Source organism: Pseudomonas sp. AP3_22 TE3818, from assembly GCF_053628995.1.
The window spans coordinates 5,836,565-5,853,987 of sequence record NZ_JBRJHL010000001.1; the positions used below are offsets into that span (position 1 = coordinate 5,836,565).

Here is a 17,423-nt window from a genome sequence, read left to right on the forward strand (position 1 = left end):
GTCCATCGCGAGCAAGCTCGCTCCTATACAGACGTACTGACCCGCAATGGTAGCCGGGTTTGATGTCAGTCCTTCGGCGCGGAAATGCCAATCTTTAATCTCAAAGTGCCATCATTGTGACGCAATCCGCGAAACTCACTGAAAACCCGTGCGCAAATCCCCTTCCCGGGCCAGGAACCGCCCTTCCCTGCGCCCGTTGGCCTGGCCGTCGCGGTAACTCAACACACCGTTGATCCATACCCCTTCAATGCCCTCCGCCGCCCGCTGCGGATCGTTGAAATCGGCGACATCACGGATGGTCGCCGGATCGAACAGCACCAGGTCCGCCCAATGACCTTCGCGGATCTCACCGCGCTCCTTCAAACCGAACCGCGCGGCCGACAGCCCGGTCATTTTGTGCACGGCAGTGTGCAGCGGGAACAGTCCTACGTCACGGCTGAAATGTCCGAGTACCCGAGGGAATGCGCCCCACAGGCGTGGGTGTGGGAACGGGTCTTCCGGCAAGCCGTCGGAGCCGACCATCGACAGCGGATGCGCGAGGATCCGGCGCACATCCGCCTCATCCATGCCGTAGTACACCGCACCGGCCGGTTGCAGTTGACGGGCGGCATCGAGCAACGACAGATTCCATTCGGCGGCGATGTCCATCAGGTCGCGGCCGCCCATCTCCGGGTGCGGCGTCGACCAGGTGATGGTGATGCGGTGGGCATCGGTCACCTGCTTGAGGTCCAGGGTCGATGAACTCGCGGCATACGGATAGCAATCGCAGCCCACGGGGTGCGATTTCGCTGCTTCTTCCAGGGACGCCAGCAGTTGCGGACTACGCCCCCAGTTTCCGGCACCGGCACATTTGAGGTGGGAAATGATCACCGGGCTTTGCGCATGGCGGCCGATCCGGAACGCCTCGTCCATGGCCTCCAGCACTGGTTCGAATTCGCTGCGCAAATGGGTGGTGTAGACCGCGCCGAACGCGGTCAACTCTTCGGTCAGCTGCATCACTTCATCGGTCGATGCCGAGAAGGCGCTGGCATAGGCAAGGCCAGTGGACAAGCCCAGCGCACCGGCCTCCAGGCTCTCGCGCAGTTGCTCGCGCATCGCGGCGATTTCATCGGTTGTGGCGGTGCGCAACAGATCGTCGAGGTGGTTGCTGCGCAACGCGGTATGACCAACCAGCGCGGCGACGTTCAACGTGGTGTTCGCCGCTTCGACCGCCGCCCGATAGTCGCGGAAGGTCGGATAAACGAATGCAGCGGCCGTGCCGAGCAGGTTCATCGGATCCGGCGGATCACCGCGCAAACTCACCGGTGAAGCACTGATTCCACAGTTGCCGACGATCACCGTGGTCACGCCCTGGCTGAGCTTGGGCAGCATCTGCGGTTGGCGAATGACCACGGTGTCGTCATGGGTGTGCACGTCGATGAAACCCGGCGCCAGCACATGGCCCTGTGCGTCGATTTCTTCGTTGGCACGGGCATCGCGCAAGTCGCCGATACGCTCGATGCGCCCGTTCAGAATCGCCACGTCGGCGGGGTAACCGGGGCTGTTGCTGCCGTCGATGATCAGGGCGTTGCGAATCAGCGTGTCGTACTGCATGTCAGTCTCCCAGCGGCAAGTGATCGTCGCCGCCGCGGTATTCGTCGAGGGCGAGTTTGATCCGCCGCAGACGTTCTTGATTGTCTTCAGGGTTGGCCAGGGCCAGCTCGGTGGCGAGCACATCGATGGCCAGCAGCATGCCGTAGCGCGCCGCCGTGGGTTTGTAGATGAACGAGGTTTCAGCGCTTTGCAGCGGCAGGACGATGTCGGCCAGTTGCGCCAGCGGCGAATCGCCGCGAGTGATGGCCAGGATGCGCGCGCCGTAGTTGCGCGCCAGCTCCACCGTTTCAATCAGTTCCGGGGTGATCCCGGTCAGCGAGCAGACAATCACCACCTGTTCGGCACTGAGGCTGGCGGCGGTGACGCGCATCATCACCGCATCGTGGCACGCCGTGATCGGATAGCCCAGGCGCACCAGGCGCACTTGCAGTTCATCGCTGCACAGGGTCGAGCAGCCGCCCATGCCGAAGGCGTGGATCATTCGCGCCTTGCCCAGCAGTTTTACCGCATCGGCGAAACGCGACTCATCGAATGCCGCCAGGTGCTGGCGCAAGGTCGATTCGATGTCACTGACAATCTGCCCGTAGAACGCCGACTGCTCGGGGGTGCCCGCCGGGTCGAGAAAGCGGCTGCCGACACCGCTGGCCTGGGCCAGTTGCAAGCGCAAATCACGCAGATCCTTGCAGCCGACCGTGCGGGCGAAACGCGACAGCGTGGCGCTGCTGACCTCTGCCCGCAGCGCCAGTTCATCGAGGCTGGCGGAGGCGGCGAAGCCTACATCGTCGAGCATCAGGCGGGCGATGCGTCCTTCACCGGCGCTGAAGGAATCCTGGCGGGCGCGGATCTGGTAGAGGATGTCCATGCTAGTGGCTCCGGCTAAATCAGGTAAGAAAGGCCAACGGTCAGTCCGAAGGCAACGACCGAGATCAACGTCTCGAGCACGGTCCAGGTCTTGAAGGTTTGGGCAACGGTCATGTTGAAGTATTCCTTGATCAACCAGAAACCGCCGTCGTTAACGTGGGAAAAGATAACCGACCCCGCGCCTGTCGCCAGCACCAGCAGCTCCGGATGGGGATAACCCAGACCAATGGCCACCGGTGCGACCACGCCTGAGGCGGTGGTCATGGCCACAGTGGCAGAACCGGTGGCGATGCGCATCAGCGCAGCAAACAGCCAGCCCATCAACAGCGGCGACAGATGAAACTCGTGGGCCAGGCCGACAATTTGATCGGTGACGCCGGCGTCCACCAGGATCCGGTTCAGTCCACCGCCGGCGCCCACCAGCAGGGTGATGCTCGCGGTCGGCGCCAGGCATTCGTTGGTGAACTTGAGGATCGATTCACGGTTGAAGCCCTGGGCCAGGCCGAGGGTCCAGAAGCTCAGCAAGGTGGCCAGCAACAGCGCGATCACCGAGTTGCCGATGAACAGCAGGAACTGGTTGAAACCACTGCCCGGCGTGGAAATCAGATTGGCCCAGCCGCCGATCAGCATCAGCACCACCGGCAGCAGGATGGTCGCCATGGTGATGCCGAAACCCGGCAGGCTGTCGCGGGGTTCACGCTCGAGGAACTGGCGCTCCAGCGGGTTTTCCGCCGGCAATGGAATGCGCGGCACGATGAACCTGGCGTACAGGGGACCGGCGATGATCGCGGTCGGAATGCCGATCAGGATCGCGTACATCAACGTCTGCCCCACCGACGCCTGATATACCTGCACCGCCAGCATCGCCGCCGGGTGTGGCGGCACCAGCGCATGCACCACCGAGAGCCCGGCGACCATCGGCAAGCCGACCATCAGGATCGACACGCCCACGCGCCGCGCCACGGTAAAGGCAATTGGCACCAGCAAGACGAAACCGACTTCGAAGAACAGCGGCAGCCCGACCAGAAACGCGATGGTCACCATCGCCCAATGCGCGTTCTTCTCGCCAAAGCGGTCGATCAAGGTCCGCGCCACCTGCTCGGCGCCGCCGGACTCGGCCATCATCTTGCCGAGCATGGTCCCCAGCGCCACCACCAGTGCGATGTGCCCCAGGGTTTTGCCGACACCGGCCTCGTACGCCCCCACCACACCGGACGGAGGCATCCCGGCGACCAGCGCCAGGCCAAGGGAAATCAGGGTGATGACAATGAACGGATTGAGCCGGTAACGGGCGATCAGAACGATCAGCGCGATGATGGCAACGGCGGCATACACCAGCAGCCAATAGCCGAAGGACGGGGTCATGCGGTACTCCTCGAGAGGGTCACGTCGAAATATTTGTGAAACTCTTAAAACATTTCGGTCGGTGATTTTCAAACGAGGTGAAAGTAATTTTCGTAAAGAGGTAAGGCGTGTCGCTCAGAGGTATGAGTTGTCGCAAATAATGAAAATCAGGCAGGCGGATTTTCATCGCGCCAGGAAGATCGTTCCTACGCAGGTGGACAGCATCGCCTTGAGCGATGGCGTCAATAGGGTGTATTGCCCGGGCGGTCACCAATCAGGAGCTTGCCATCATTGAAAATCAACACCGAATGACTCTCAGGGTGGCTCGTCAGGTCAGGGAATTGTCTTGCTTAGACATTAAACCTGTTATTTCTGACAGCTGACTAATCACTCGTATCTGGGCTCTATTTAGAAGCTGAATTCCATAACGGACGTTCATTCATCTTGAGGGGAGCAAAACTCATGAGCCAGAAACAAACATCGTTGAGCGCGGGTACTTTCGACCCTTCCTTCGCCGAGAAGGGAGTGTTATCACTACCACTTCCTAGAATTCCTGGAGACATGGCGCAGTGTGCTCTAGCACTTCCCCAGAACAAAACTCTTGTTGTCATACCTTGGCAAGGGTCTGGTCCGATTGCGGTGGCACGGCTTAATGAGGATGGAACATTTGATACCTCGTATGGCGATAGACAGCTGGGCTTCGTTGAATTGTCTTTCGAAGGGATCGGAATTGACCGGGTAGCATTGAGGATCGGTGCGCTAGCTGATGGTGGATGTGTAATTACAGGTCTATACAGCTCAGGAGGCACTCGAGGTTTGATCGTCATTCGGCTACGCCAGGATGGGAACCTTGAGGAGTCCTTTGGTAATGGCGGTATTCGCCTTATCCCTGAAGAGGACTTTCGGTTAGGAACGTCCAATGGAGAAGTGTGTGTAGATCGAGAGACTGAAAATGACGGCAATGGCCCCTCCACGGCACAAAGTAATGAGGGTTTTTCTGCAGCAGAGGATCCGCATGGAAAAATCGTCCTGGTTAGCAACACTATTGATTTCACCGGTCGTCAAAAGGCGGTTGCGCTACGCCTGAACTCAAATGGTTCGACCGACCAAAGTTTTAACGGGGGGTTCGCGGTTGTCGAGCTTCAAGGTGTTGAACATCTTTGGAGCAGCGCTCGGGGGGTGGCGGTTCAGGACGGCAAAGTATTGGTTTGTGGCCAATATGGTGACGGCGCTCACAGAGCAGTCTTCGTGATGCGCTTTGACACGGAAGGCAAAGTAGACGCCCAGTTTAATCTCAACCGTCCAGTAACTATCACCTCTTCGGAGTATATTGATTTTCGCTCTATCCATGTAAGCGAAACTGCAATTTTAGTGGCAGGCGAAGCAATTCGGGATGGCGTAAAACACGGGCTAATCGTCGTGCTAAACACCAGTGGCTCTTACAATCTTGTGTTCAATAATGGAGCCCCCTTGTACTCCAACCTCATACCTGGATCATTGTATTGGCGACAATGTGCATTGCAGTCCAATGGCTCAATCATTGTAGTTGGGGTGGGGGGAGAAATAGGTAGTCGAGATCTGTCCCTGGTAACGGCACGCTATTGTACTGACGGCTCCTTAGATTCGACCTTTAACAATGGCAAGGGCTTTGCTGTTTACGAGAATGAGATAGGGACTCACACTTCAGATGACGTGGTAGTCATGAAAGATGGTCGGATTGTGATTTGTGCTTCGTGGGCGGATGCCAACTTGCGTTTCGGCGGGTGGATGTTGCGTTACTTGGGGTAGAGCGGCCTGTTACGTCTTCAAGAGCCAGTTTGCTTCCACAGGGTCCGTTCAATCCTGTGGAAGCAAGACGGCTGCAGGCAGCCGTAGAACGGCGGGCAAAAAACTATATCTCTCGCCCATCCTAGATTTTAATAACGGCGAAATCATTTTCGACATAGTCAAGAAACCGCAGGGAGGATGCTGAAAGAGGTGTTTGAGCGGCTTGAGCCTGCTGAATACAGAGGTCAATCCGCTCATACATAGATTTACGATCGTCCAACCTTTGGGGTCAGTCCAGAACGTGGGAACGATCAGTCATGATGCTCACTGGCACGCTTGAGCAACTTCTTGCAGCGCTCGGACAAATGCAGCACACGCAAGTGCTTGCCGGCCTTGGCGTACCGCTCGCGCAAGGTGCCCAGCGCGGCGATGGCCGAGTAGTCGACGAAGCTCAGGTGCTGGCAATCCAGGGTCACTTGCGCCGGGTCGTTGGCCGGATCGAACTGATTGAGAAAGGGTGTGGTCGAGGCGAAGAACAGCGTGCCATGCACCCGGTACAGCTTGCTGCCGTCGTTCTCCAGATGACTGTCGGCATACAGCTGGCGGGCCTGCTGCCAGGCAAAGTTCAGCGCCGCGATGATGATGCCGCAGAGCACCGCGGTGGCCAGGTCGGTGAACACGGTAATCACTGTCACCGCGATGATCACCAGCACGTCGTTGAGCGGCACCTTGTTCAGCACCCGCAACGAGGCCCAGGCGAAGGTCTGTTGCGACACCACGAACATCACCCCGACCAGCGCGGCCAATGGAATGCGCTCGATCAGCGGCGACAGAAACAGGATGAACAGCAGGATCGACACCCCGGCCACCACCCCGGACAAACGCCCGCGGCCACCGGAACTGAGGTTGATCACGGTCTGGCCGATCATGGCGCAACCGCCCATGCCGCCGAATGCACCCGACACCACATTCGCCGCCCCCAGCGCCACGCACTCGCGATCCGGGTAGCCACGGCTCTCGGTGATTTCGTCGGTGAGGTTCAGGGTCAACAGGGTTTCCAGCAACCCGACCAGCGCCATCAGGATCGCGTAGGGCGCGATGATGCGCAGGGTGTCCAGGTTCCACGCAATGTCCGGCAGCGCCAGCGTCGGCAAGCCACCGGCAATGTGCGCCATGTCGCCCAGGGTGCGGGTAGGCAAGCCAAGCAGATACACCGCCAGGCCCACGCCGAGAATCGCCACCAGCGCCGGCGGCACGGTGCGGGTCAAGCGCGGCAGTACGTAGACAACGGCCATGGTCACCGCGACCAGGCCAAGCATCATGTACAGCGGCGTGCCGCTCAACCAGGCCTCACCGTCCTTGAAGTGCTCCAGTTGCGCCAGGGCAATGATGATCGCCAGGCCGTTGACGAAGCCGAGCATCACCGGGTGCGGCACCATGCGCACCAGTTTGCCGAGCTTGAGCAGCCCGAACGCCATCATGATCAGCCCGCCCAGCAACACCGTGGCCAGCAAGTACTGCACGCCGTGTTGCACCACCAGCGCGACGATCACCACGGCCATCGAGCCGGCCGCGCCGGACACCATGCCCGGTCGCCCGCCGAACAGCGCGGTCAGGGTGCAGATGATGAATGCGCCATAGAGGCCCATCAGCGGATTGAGGTGGGCCACCAGGGCGAAAGCGATGCACTCGGGCAACAGGGCGAAGGACGTGGTAAGCCCGGCCAGGACATCGGCGTGTAGACGTTTTGCTTTCATGGGGGGGACCGCACACAGGTAGAGACGAAAAAGAGTGTGCGGATGTTACGGAATCGAGGGCCGACCGGCCATCATCTGTGTCATCGAAAATGCCATCGCGGGCAAGCCCGCTCCCACAGGTACTTTGCCGTTCACAAAATTATCGAACGACGCAGAAACTGTGGGAGCGCGGCTTGCCCCGGGCGGCGTTCCGACGATGAACGATGACGCGGTCTAACGCGAACTCACACCATCTCGTCGCGAATCCACTCAACCACCGAAGTGCGCTTCGGCACCCAACCCAACAGTTCCCGCGCATGCTTGCCGCGAACCCGACTGTTGGAACCCAGACCATAGTTGGCCATTTCATAGCCCCACTCGGCTTCGGCATCCTTGAGCGGCCAGTCCTGTGGCTCGCCCAGGTTCAGCGCCAGGGCCATCGCCGTGGTCATATCGACGAACGACGCTTCACCGCTTTCAACGAAGTAGAACGTGCCCGGTACATTTTTGGTCAGCGCCAGCAGGTACAGCGCAACCACGTCCTCGATGTGCACGTTGGACCAGATGTTGCGGCCCGTGCCGACATGGCGCACCACGCCGCTTTTGCGCGCCTGTTTGAGCAGGCGCGGCAACTGCACGCTGTCGCGATGGACGCCCAGGCTATGGCCGTAGATCAAGGTGTTGCAGATCACCGCCGAGTTCACCCCCTCCATGGCCGCCGCCAGGATCAGGTTATCGATGGCGACGCGCGCCGCCTTGTCGACGGTCGGTTCCGGCAGGTTGTCTTCGAAGTAGATGACATCACTGGATTGGCCACCCGAGGCATCACCGACAATGCTCGAACCGCTGGTGTGCAGGAACACCTTGCCAGAGCCGCGCAAAGCATCGAGCAAGGCTTCCACCGCACCACGATGATCGCTGCTGGCCGCGTTGATCACTGCATCGGCAGCGAGCGCCTGATCGGTCAACAGGTCGCGGTCGTCCAGACTGCCCACCACCGGAGAAATGCCCAGTGCACGTAGCTCATCGGCCTGTTCGGCGCTGCGCACCAGACCGGTGACAGCGTGGCCGGCCTGGACCAGGCCCGTGGCGATGGAACCGCCGATAAATCCGGCAGCGCCGGTAACGAATACGTTCATGGAGAAACTCCCTGCGTGGATAAGTGATGCAAGGAGTATCCGGCAGCGATGACTGCCGAAAAATGCCCTCTGACCCAATTCACTTTTGCGCAGGGGTCACGAATCAGCCTTTGAAATCCGCGCTCGCATAATCCGCCAACTTGCCCTGGATAAAGTCCAGGAAGCATTGAATCCGCAAGGCCAGCTGCGAGTTGCGGTAGTACACCGCATTGATCGGCTGGCGGTAGCCGCTGTTGAATTCGGCCAGCAACACTTTCAAGCGTCCGGCACGAATGTCCTCGATGGTCATGAAGTGCGACAGGCTGGCGATGCCCTGGCCGTCCAGTGCCAGATGGCGGATGGTCTCGCCGCTGGAGGCGCTGATCGACGCCTGGATCGGCCAGCGATCGCCATGCACGTAACGCAGCGGCCATTGGTTGAGGCCTTCGTTCTGGGTGAACCCCAGCAGTGTATGGTCGGCCAGGTCAGCCACCGCTTGCGGTATACCGTGCTTTTCCAGGTAGGCCGGGCTGGCGACGATGTGCAGCGGGCTGCAACCGAGGGAGCGGGCATGCAGTGTCGAGTCGGTCAGGGTGCCAATGCGAATGGCGATGTCGGTGCTCTGCTCCAGCAGGTCGATGATCAAGTCGTTGCTGTTGAGTTCGAGCTGGATGTCGGGGTAGAGCCTGCGGAATTCATCGATGTAGGGCACGATGGCGTGCAGCATGAAGGGTGATGCCGCGTTGATTCGCAGACGCCCGGACGGTGTTTGCTGGCGTGAGGACAGCCGCTCTTCGAGCTCGTCCATCTGATCGAGAATGCGCTTGGCGTGCTCGAAGAAGTACTTGCCCTCCTCGGTCAGGTCCATGCGTCGCGTGGTGCGATTGATCAAGGTGGTGTCGAGCTTGGCCTCCAGCCGCGACAGCGTACGGCTGACCGCCGAAGGCGTTTGCCCGACCTGCTCGGCCGCCGCAGAAATCGACCCGCATTCAATCACGCAGACGAATATCTGCAATTCATCGGATCTGGCTTTCACGTGTGTCCCTTATCGATAATTCAGCACAACGCTTAAATCGCTTTTCGTAGGAGCCCGGCTTGCCGGCGATTGCGTCCTCATGAGCGCCATCGCCGGCAAGCCGGCTCCTACAGGTTCTGGCTTCAGGTATCGATAGTAGCCGAGCGTCATGCCTTGAGGCCAAACACCTCTGTCAAATGCTGCTCATAACGCGCCACATCGCCTTCGATGTTCGGGCGCTTCATCACGTCCACACAGAGGAACGTCGGCAAACCGGTCATGCCAAGGAACTCGTTGGCCTTGTGGAACGGGAAGTACACCGCGTCCACACCTTTGGCTTCGAAGAAATCGGTCGGGTCGTCGAAAGCTTGCTGCGGGGCGTTCCAGGTCAGCGACAGCATGTACTGCTTGCCGTGGATCAGGCCGCCGCTGCCGTATTTCTGCGAGGCGTCGGAACGGGTGCGGCCGTCGCTGGCGTAGAGGCTGCCATGACCTTCGGTGAAGACTTCATCGATGTACTTCTTCACGGTCCACGGCGCGCCCATCCACCAGCCGGGCATCTGGTAAATGATCACGTCGGCCCAGAGAAACTTGGCCACTTCTTCGGCGACGTCGTAGCCCTCGTCGATGAAGGTGGTTTTGATATCCACACCACCGCGATCCAGCACGCTCAACGCGGCTTCATGCAGGGTGGTGTTGTAGCGGCCGTCGGAGTGCGCAAATTGTTTGCCACCGTTGAGCAACAGGACTTTTTTCATGGAAGGTCTCGGGAAGGGTCGGGAATTGGATGGCGGCAGAGTACCGATCGGCCTCGCGCGGAATAAGCGTCGAAATGACAAAACTCATTTGACCCACAGGCACGAATCCACAGTCGATTGTTGCTTTAGACTGGCGCCCATTCTGACCTGAGGAGAGATGTAGATGAGTGAAATCCAGGGCTTCATCCTGCACGCCAAGACCCGTCCGGAAAAATCCGACGCCTTCGAAGCGTTTTTCAGCGGCTACGTGCAAGCAAGTCGCGCCGAACCCGGCTGCATCGAATACCACATGCTGCGCGACAAACAGGACCCGACCCTGTTCATTTTCTACGAGATCTGGCAGTCCCAGGCCCATCTGGACGTGCACTCGAACCTGCCGCACATGAAGCAGTTCCTCGAGAAGCGCGATGAGTATCTGGAACGGGACTTCGACATCCGCGCCATCGACATGATCAGCCCGTCGTCCGCTAGCCGCTGATCAGCAAATGGCCGCCGAGCACACCCAGGCCAACGAAAAACACGCGCTTGAACCACAGGGCGCTGATCCGCTGGCGCAGCGATTGCCCCAGCCACATGCCGAGCATGGCCGGGATCAGCGCCAGCAGCGACGCGCTCAACTCGCCCCCGCCGAGCGCACCGCGCCATAACAAGCCACCGGCCAGGGCCAGGGTCGAGACGGTGAACGACAGGCCCAGCGCCTGCACCAGTTCGTCCCGGCGCAAACCGAGCGCTTGCAGGTAGGGCACCGCCGGAATCACGAACACGCCGGTGGCCGAAGTGATGACGCCGGTCAGCAGGCCACACAGTGGACCGAGCCAGTGTTCGCTGCGCCGCCCCACGCGCAAGGACGGCAGGCACAATCCGCTCAGCGCATACAGCAACAGCGCAGCGCCCAACCCTCGCACCACCCAATGGCCACCGCTCATGCCGATCCACAGCGTGCCCGCCCCGGTGCCGATGAAAATCGCCAGCAACATCGGCCACAGTCGTTTGACCAGCCCGGACAAATGCCCGCCGAATGCCAGTTGCCAGACGTTGGTGAGCGTTGCCGGAATGATCAATAGCGCGGCTGCCTGCGACGGCGCCATAGCCAGGCCGAGCAGGCCCATGGCAACCGTTGGCAGGCCGAGGCCGATCACCCCCTTGATCATGCCGGCCAGCACAAAGGTGCCGATCACCAACAGTGACAGGGCCAATCCGAGATTCTGGTACAACGCCGAGAGTGTGTTCATGGGGCTATGGTGAGCCCGCGGGGGTTGATTGAAAATCTGCCATATACTGAGGTTGCCTCTTGCTTTGACAGAGGCTGAATATTTCGCTGAAGCGACTGGCCTCTTCGCGGGCAAGCCCGCTCCCACAGGGGATTTGTGAACGACACATAACCACTGTGGGAGCGGGCTTGCGCGCGAAGGGGCCAGTCCAGACAGCAAATAAACCGGGGATGACAATGCACTTCGACCTGACCGACCTGCGCCTGTACCTGAACATCCTCGACACCGGCAACATCACCGCCGGCGCCGCACGCAGTCATCTGTCACTCGCGGCGGCCAGCGCACGGATTCGCGCCATGGAGGCGTCGCTGGGCGTCGAGTTTCTCCAGCGCAACCGTCGCGGGGTCAGTCCGACGCCGGCCGGCGATGCCCTGGCCCGGCACGCGCGGGTTCTGCTGCAACAGGCCGAACGCCTGCAACAGGAACTGGCCGAATACGCCAAGGGCGTCAAAGGCCAGGTGCGCTTGTTGTGCAACACCACCGCCATCACCGAATACCTGCCGGAGTTGCTCGCGGACTTCCTGCACAGCCACCCCAACCTCGACATCGACCTGCAGGAACTGCCCAGCGCCCGTATCACCCACGCCTTGCGCCAGGGGGCGGCGGACCTCGGTATCGTCTCCGACGCCATCGACACCCACGACCTGCAAACCCGCCCGTTTCGCGATGATCCGCTGGTGCTGATCATGCCCCGCGAACATCCCTTGGCACGGGGGGCCTCGGTGAGTTTCAGCGACACGCTGCGTCACGATTACGTCGGCCTGAACGCCAACAGCGCCCTCGCCGTGTACCTGGAGGAACAGGCGCTGCACACCGGCTCGCGAATGCAGATCCGCATTCGCGCCGACGGCTTCGACGGTTTGATGCGCATGGTCGCCCACGGTGCCGGATTAGCGATTGTGCCGCTGGCGGCGATCCAGCGTTGGTCGCTCGATGAGCCGTTGAAAAGTGTCGCGCTAGAGGAAGACTGGGCGCGGCGCAAACTGCTGCTCTGTGCCCGCTCATTCGACAACCTGCCCGGTTATGCCAGAGCCTTGTTCGAGGCATTGCAGGGCGACAGCCTTTGAAGACTGCCGCCCCTGCGAGTTGCTTGCAGACTAGACCTTGGGCAACGGGCGCAAGGCTTCGGCCGTCTTGGGTTTTCTGAAAAAGATGCCGTAGATCACCGTGAGTACCACCAGGAAAGGCACACCGAAGACCAGGGTCATCTTGAAGGCGTCGGTGAAGTAGGTGGTGATCATCACCGCGCCCATCAACACCAGCCCCAACAGGGTCGAGTAGGGGAACAGCCGCATGCGGAACGACAGTTTGCGTTCGCCGTTGCGCTGGTGATAACGACGGAAGCAGTAGTGCGTCAGGAAGATCATGAACCAGGTGAAGATGGCGCCAAACATCGAGATCGCCATCATCAGGGTGAACGAACTTTCCGGATACAGGATATTGAGCAAGGTCGCCAGGGCGATGCCCGAGCTCGACAGCAGCAGTGCGTTCAGCGGAATCCCGCTCTTGCTCAACACGCCCATGGACTTCGGCGCATAACCACCACGCGACAGGCTGAACATCATGCGCGTGGTGATGTACAACTGACTGTTCATCGCCGACAACGCCGCAATCAGAATCACGAAATTCATCACACCGGTCGCGCCGGGAATCCCGATCGACTGCATGACCGTGACGAACGGGCTCTGGGCTTTGCCGGCCTGGACCCACGGCACAATCGCCAGCATCAGCGCGAGGGTCAGCAGGTAGAACACCACCAGGCGCACGATGGTCGCGCGAAAGGCTTTCTTCACCGCTTGCTCCGGATCCTTCGCCTCACCGGCGGCCACCGCGATCATCTCGACGCTCAGGTAACTGAAGATCGACACGATCACCGCGACCCACATGCCTTGCAAACCGTTGGGGAAAAAACCGCCATGGGAGGTGTAGTTATGCACGCCGTATTCCGGGTTGCCGGAGCCAAACACCACATACACCGCCAGAATGATGAAGCCGACGATCGCGCCGATCTTGATGGTCGAGAACCAGTACTCGAAGGTGCCGAAGGTCTTCACGCTGATGGCGTTGAGCACGATCAGCACACTGGAGAACGAGACGATCCAGATCCATTCCGGCACGTTGGTGAACCAGTACTTCATGTACATCGCGACCGCCGTCACTTCCGTACCGACCGCCAGCACGATCGCCGCCCAGTAGGCATAGCGCACCAGGAACCCGGCCAGCGGGCTGACATAGAATTCGGCATAGGCACCGAATGAACCCGAGGTCGAATGGGCCACGGTCATTTCCGCCAGGCAGCCCATCAACAGCAGGGTGATGATCGCGCCGATGGCGTAGCTGAGCAGCACGCTCGGCCCGGCATAGCCGATGGCATAGGCGCTGCCCATGAACAACCCGGTGCCAATCGCACCACCAATGGCGATCATGCTCATCTGCCCCGACGTCAGTTGACGCCGCAAGCCTTGTTCACGGTTGGATATCGTTTCAAAACCGGAGTTATCGGTCATTTGTCTGTCCTCTGAATATTGTCTGTCTTGAAGAGAGCACGTGGTTGGATGGTCTCGTGGGGATCAGCCACGCACAGCAGGACACGGATCAGAAAATACTCAGTGGATACTCGATGATGACGCGGACTTCGTTGTTGTCCGTGGTGTCGGCGCGCGCCACTTGAGCGGTCGAACGCACACTGGCCTGACGTACCCGCACCGACAGATCCCTGGCCTTGCCCGACTGCACGACGTAGCGCGCTTCGAGATCGCGTTCCCAGCGCTTGCCGTCATCGCCGTAACGCCCGTAAGCGCCGTTGGGGCCGCCATCGTAGTGGCTGTCGTCGATATGGTCACCGCTGACATAACGCGACATGAAGCTCAGGCCCGGCACGCCGAATGGCGCCATGTCCAGGTCGTAGCGAAGTTGCCAGGAACGTTCGTTGGGGGCGTTGAAATCGAGCACCTGGATCGAGTTGGCGAGGAAAATCGAAGTCCCCGGTTGTTGATCGAACCCCAGGTAATCGAACGGCTCATCGCCATCGACGCGTTGATACGCCAGAGTCAGACGATGGGCGCCAAACTTGTACGCTGTGGCCAACGACCAGGTGGTGTTATCGATCTTGCCGGCCAGGCTCTGGCCATCGTCGTTGGTACGGTAAATATTGAAATCCAGGTTCAGCGACTGCCCTTCGCTCAAGACAAAGGTGTAGTTGGTGTTGGCGTAATACTGCCGCCAGATGTCGGTGAACTGCGAACCATACAGGCTGACGCTCAGTTGATCGCTCACTGCATAGCTGCCGCCCAGGTAATCGACGCTGCGGGTTTCCACCCCGGCATACAGCGCTTTGAGAGCACCATTGGCGTTGGTGGAGTTACTGTCGTTGCCGGCGGTGAAGTGGCCGATGTCCACTTGCAGCGCCTTGAGTTCATTGCTGGTCAGCTGAAAGCCGGTGGCCATGCTGGTAAACAGGCGCGCATTGCCCGTGCCGAACACCGGGTTGAGCGGGGTCAGGTTGCCGTATTTGAGTTCGGTACTGGAGATCCGCGCCTTGAGCGCACCACCCGCTTCGGAATACTCATCCTCGGGGCGACCGTCGGAACCGACCGGCAGCAAACCGGTGCCGGTGCGTCCCTTGCCGCTGTCGAGCTTGAGGCCCAACTGCGCATAGGCATCGACGCCAAAACCCACCGTGCCCTGGGTATACCCGGACCGGTAATCGAGCATGATCCCGTGGGCCCATTCGTCCCGATAGTTCTGGCCACCCGGGTTGTTGAGGTTGTTGCGGTAGAAATAGAAGTTGCGGTTGGTCAGGATCAGGCTGCTGTCTTCGACGAATCCATTGTCGTTTGCGGCGCTAGCCATTTGACCGAGGCAACTGGTGATGGCGAGCGGCAAGGCGTGCCAAGGGGACAACTTCATTCTGCGTGCTCCTTATTATTGTGTTTGCACAGAACTCTTGATTGACGGCACCCGAAGCCCTGCCGCCAGGAAAACCCGACAGCAAGACGCGGACATCGGTTAACTCAGGTGACGCTGTGGCGGACCTGGAATTGCGCCTGCGCCCAGGTTTTCCGGTCGAGGATTTCGCCGAGGATCTGCACGGCATCCCAGACCTCGGTGAACGTCGTGTACAGCGGGGTAAAGCCGAAGCGCATGATCCGCGGCTCGCGGTAGTCACCGATCACACCGCGGTCAATCAGGGCCTGGATCACGGCATAACCCTCGGGATGCTCGAAGCTGACATGGCTGCCACGCTTGGCGTGTTCGCGTGGCGTGACCAGGGTCAGTTCATGAGCAGCGCAGCGCTGCTCGACGAGTTCAATAAACAGGTCGGTCAGGGCCAGGGATTTACGGCGCAGGCTAGCCATATCGGTCTGGGCGAAAACATCCAGCCCACACTCCACCATCGCCAATGACGTGATGGACTGGGTGCCGCACAGGTAGCGGGCGATACCGCTGCTCGGCTCGTAGCGAGACTCCATGGCGAACTGACGCGAATGGCCGAACCAGCCCGACAAGGGCTGCGGCACCAGATCGCACAACGGCGGCGAGACCCAGACAAACGCCTGCGAACCCGGGCCGCCATTGAGGTATTTGTAAGTGCAACCGATGGCGTAGTCGGCACCCGCCTGGTGCAAATCAACCGGCACCGCCCCGGCGGAATGCGCCAAGTCCCAGATGGCCAGCGCGCCACACTCGTGGCTCAGCTTGGTCAGGGCCTGCATGTCGTGCATGTAGCCGGTCTTGTAATTGACGTGGGTGAGCATCACCACGGCGGTGTCCTGGTCAATCGCTTGCGGCAATTCTTCCGGGCTGTCGACCAGACGCAAGGTGTACCCCTGCTGCAGCATGTCGGCCAAGCCTTCGGCGATGTACAGGTCGGTAGGGAAGTTGCTGGTTTCGGTGACGATCACCCGGCGCTCTGGCGACCGGGTGGCCTGCACGCGCAACGCGGCACTGAGCACCTTGAACAGGTTGATCGAGGTGGTGTCGGTCACCACCACTTCGCCTTCGCGAGCACCAATCAGTGTGGCCAGGCGGTTGCCCAGGTGCTCGGACAGATCGCGCCAGCCCGCGCTGTTCCAGCTGCGGATCAGGCCATTGCCCCATTCCTCGGCAATCACCGCCTGAGCGCGAGCCAATGCCGCGACAGGCCGTGCGCCCAAGGAGTTGCCATCGAGATAAATCACGCCTTCAGGCAGCGCAAACTGCTGACGCAGATGAGCCAAACTGTCCTGTGCATCAAGCGCCAGGCAATCGTTTCTTGTAGTCATTGGATGTCCTGTTTGTTTGAATGACATGCCGTCCGGGCACATCGTGAAAGTCGAGGCGAACAGAGCGCCCAGCGCCCTGTTTCAGGCGCTATTGGCGCCTTTTCGGTGGAGAGATAATGAACGAATCATTGGAGAATTTTCGTGCAAAGTGAGCGGCCGTATAGTACTTATCTCGCAGAAAATTCGAATTTAACTCCAATAACAACGGATTTATTTCAACCATGAATCTCGACTCGACCGACCTGCGAATCCTCCATCAACTGCAACAGGATGGCCGTATCAGCAATCAGGAATTGGCAGAGAAAGTTGCGCTGTCGCCGTCGGCTTGCCTGCGTCGATTACGCCTGTTGGAAAGCGAGGGAATCATCACCGGTTATCGCGCGGTGCTGAATGCCGAACGGCTGGGAATCGAGCTGGAAGCCATCGTTCATGTGTCGTTGCGACAGGACGTTGCGGACTGGCACGAGACCTTCATCAAGAAGGTCCAGTCGTGGCCGGAGGTGGTCACCGCGTATGTGATTACCGGGGCGAGCAACTACGTGTTGCGAGTGCAGGCGCGCAACTTGAAGCACTTCTCGGATTTCATCGTGAATCACCTGAACCGCACGGCGGGCGTCACCGATATTCGCTCGGAAATCGTCCTGCAGAAAATCAAGGAGCGTGACGAATTGCTCGATCTGGTGGTGCGCAAGTAAA

Annotated in this window: 15 protein-coding genes; 4 read left to right on the forward strand and 11 right to left on the reverse strand. The window is 59.9% G+C overall.

The genetic code is table 11. The features are described from left to right. Positions 1-135 precede the first annotated feature (135 nt). The 3 genes from AB7M25_RS26605 to AB7M25_RS26615 are packed head-to-tail and all read right to left on the reverse strand — an operon-like array spanning position 136 to position 3,819. Complete coding sequence (locus AB7M25_RS26605) at positions 136-1,593, reverse strand: N-acyl-D-amino-acid deacylase family protein (RefSeq protein ID WP_429384370.1); 1,458 nt, start codon at positions 1,591-1,593, stop codon at positions 136-138. A gap of 1 nt (position 1,594) precedes the next feature. Then, positions 1,595-2,455, reverse strand: a complete 861-nt coding sequence (locus tag AB7M25_RS26610; protein WP_429384373.1) for a MurR/RpiR family transcriptional regulator — start codon at positions 2,453-2,455, stop codon at positions 1,595-1,597. Positions 2,456-2,469: 14 nt separating this feature from the next. Further along, complete coding sequence (locus AB7M25_RS26615; RefSeq protein ID WP_429518237.1) at positions 2,470-3,819, reverse strand: GntP family permease; 1,350 nt, start codon at positions 3,817-3,819, stop codon at positions 2,470-2,472. A gap of 441 nt (positions 3,820-4,260) precedes the next feature. Between AB7M25_RS26615 and AB7M25_RS26620 the strand changes: the two genes are divergently transcribed. Next, positions 4,261-5,586, forward strand: a complete 1,326-nt coding sequence (locus AB7M25_RS26620) for a hypothetical protein (RefSeq protein WP_454238190.1) — start codon at positions 4,261-4,263, stop codon at positions 5,584-5,586. 290 nt (positions 5,587-5,876) lie between these two features. Here the strand turns inward: AB7M25_RS26620 and AB7M25_RS26625 are convergent, their stop codons facing one another. From AB7M25_RS26625 to AB7M25_RS26640, 4 genes are all read right to left on the reverse strand, one after another. After that, positions 5,877-7,322 carry a SulP family inorganic anion transporter gene (locus tag AB7M25_RS26625; protein ID WP_454238191.1) on the reverse strand — a complete coding sequence of 482 codons (1,446 nt, stop codon included), beginning with the start codon at positions 7,320-7,322 and terminating at the stop codon, positions 5,877-5,879. Between the two features lie 224 nt (positions 7,323-7,546). Then, positions 7,547-8,440: an NAD-dependent epimerase/dehydratase family protein gene (locus AB7M25_RS26630; RefSeq protein ID WP_454238192.1), complete on the reverse strand. Its 894-nt coding sequence runs from the start codon at positions 8,438-8,440 to the stop codon at positions 7,547-7,549. Between the two features lie 103 nt (positions 8,441-8,543). Further along, on the reverse strand, positions 8,544-9,455 hold the full coding sequence (locus AB7M25_RS26635) for a LysR family transcriptional regulator (protein ID WP_429560349.1): 912 nt from the start codon (positions 9,453-9,455) through the stop codon (positions 8,544-8,546). Positions 9,456-9,601: 146 nt separating this feature from the next. Next, positions 9,602-10,192 (reverse strand): NAD(P)H-dependent oxidoreductase, encoded by a 591-nt coding sequence (locus AB7M25_RS26640; RefSeq protein WP_104450844.1) that lies wholly within the window; start codon positions 10,190-10,192, stop codon positions 9,602-9,604. A gap of 163 nt (positions 10,193-10,355) precedes the next feature. Here AB7M25_RS26640 and AB7M25_RS26645 point away from each other — a divergent pair, with 163 nt between their 5' ends. After that, positions 10,356-10,670, forward strand: coding sequence for a putative quinol monooxygenase (locus AB7M25_RS26645; RefSeq protein ID WP_454238193.1), 315 nt, complete (start codon positions 10,356-10,358; stop codon positions 10,668-10,670). On the opposite strand, the gene AB7M25_RS26650 is transcribed toward AB7M25_RS26645, so the two are convergent. Further along, positions 10,660-11,424, reverse strand: coding sequence for a sulfite exporter TauE/SafE family protein (locus AB7M25_RS26650; protein ID WP_454238194.1), 765 nt, complete (start codon positions 11,422-11,424; stop codon positions 10,660-10,662). The two genes, AB7M25_RS26645 and AB7M25_RS26650, sit on opposite strands and share 11 nt — an antisense overlap. Before the next feature lie 215 nt (positions 11,425-11,639). On the opposite strand from AB7M25_RS26650, the gene AB7M25_RS26655 reads away from it, so the two are divergent. Further along, on the forward strand, positions 11,640-12,530 hold the full coding sequence (locus tag AB7M25_RS26655; RefSeq protein ID WP_454238195.1) for a LysR family transcriptional regulator: 891 nt from the start codon (positions 11,640-11,642) through the stop codon (positions 12,528-12,530). Between the two features lie 30 nt (positions 12,531-12,560). On the opposite strand, the gene AB7M25_RS26660 is transcribed toward AB7M25_RS26655, so the two are convergent. The 3 genes from AB7M25_RS26660 to kynU all read right to left on the reverse strand — a co-directional run bounded on the left by AB7M25_RS26660 (position 12,561) and on the right by kynU (position 16,727). Then, complete coding sequence (locus AB7M25_RS26660; RefSeq protein ID WP_428609306.1) at positions 12,561-13,970, reverse strand: amino acid permease; 1,410 nt, start codon at positions 13,968-13,970, stop codon at positions 12,561-12,563. Between the two features lie 88 nt (positions 13,971-14,058). After that, the gene (locus AB7M25_RS26665; protein WP_429560352.1) at positions 14,059-15,372 is read right to left on the reverse strand and encodes an OprD family porin; all 1,314 of its coding nucleotides are present in this window, start codon (positions 15,370-15,372) and stop codon (positions 14,059-14,061) included. Positions 15,373-15,476: 104 nt separating this feature from the next. Next, a complete protein-coding gene (gene kynU / locus AB7M25_RS26670) occupies positions 15,477-16,727 on the reverse strand; it encodes a kynureninase (protein ID WP_429384390.1) in 1,251 nt (416 codons plus the stop codon). A 221-nt stretch (positions 16,728-16,948) separates the two neighbouring features. Here kynU and AB7M25_RS26675 point away from each other — a divergent pair, with 221 nt between their 5' ends. Further along, the gene (locus AB7M25_RS26675) at positions 16,949-17,422 is read left to right on the forward strand and encodes an Lrp/AsnC family transcriptional regulator (protein ID WP_085719050.1); all 474 of its coding nucleotides are present in this window, start codon (positions 16,949-16,951) and stop codon (positions 17,420-17,422) included. The last annotated feature ends 1 nt before the right edge of the window (position 17,423 follow it).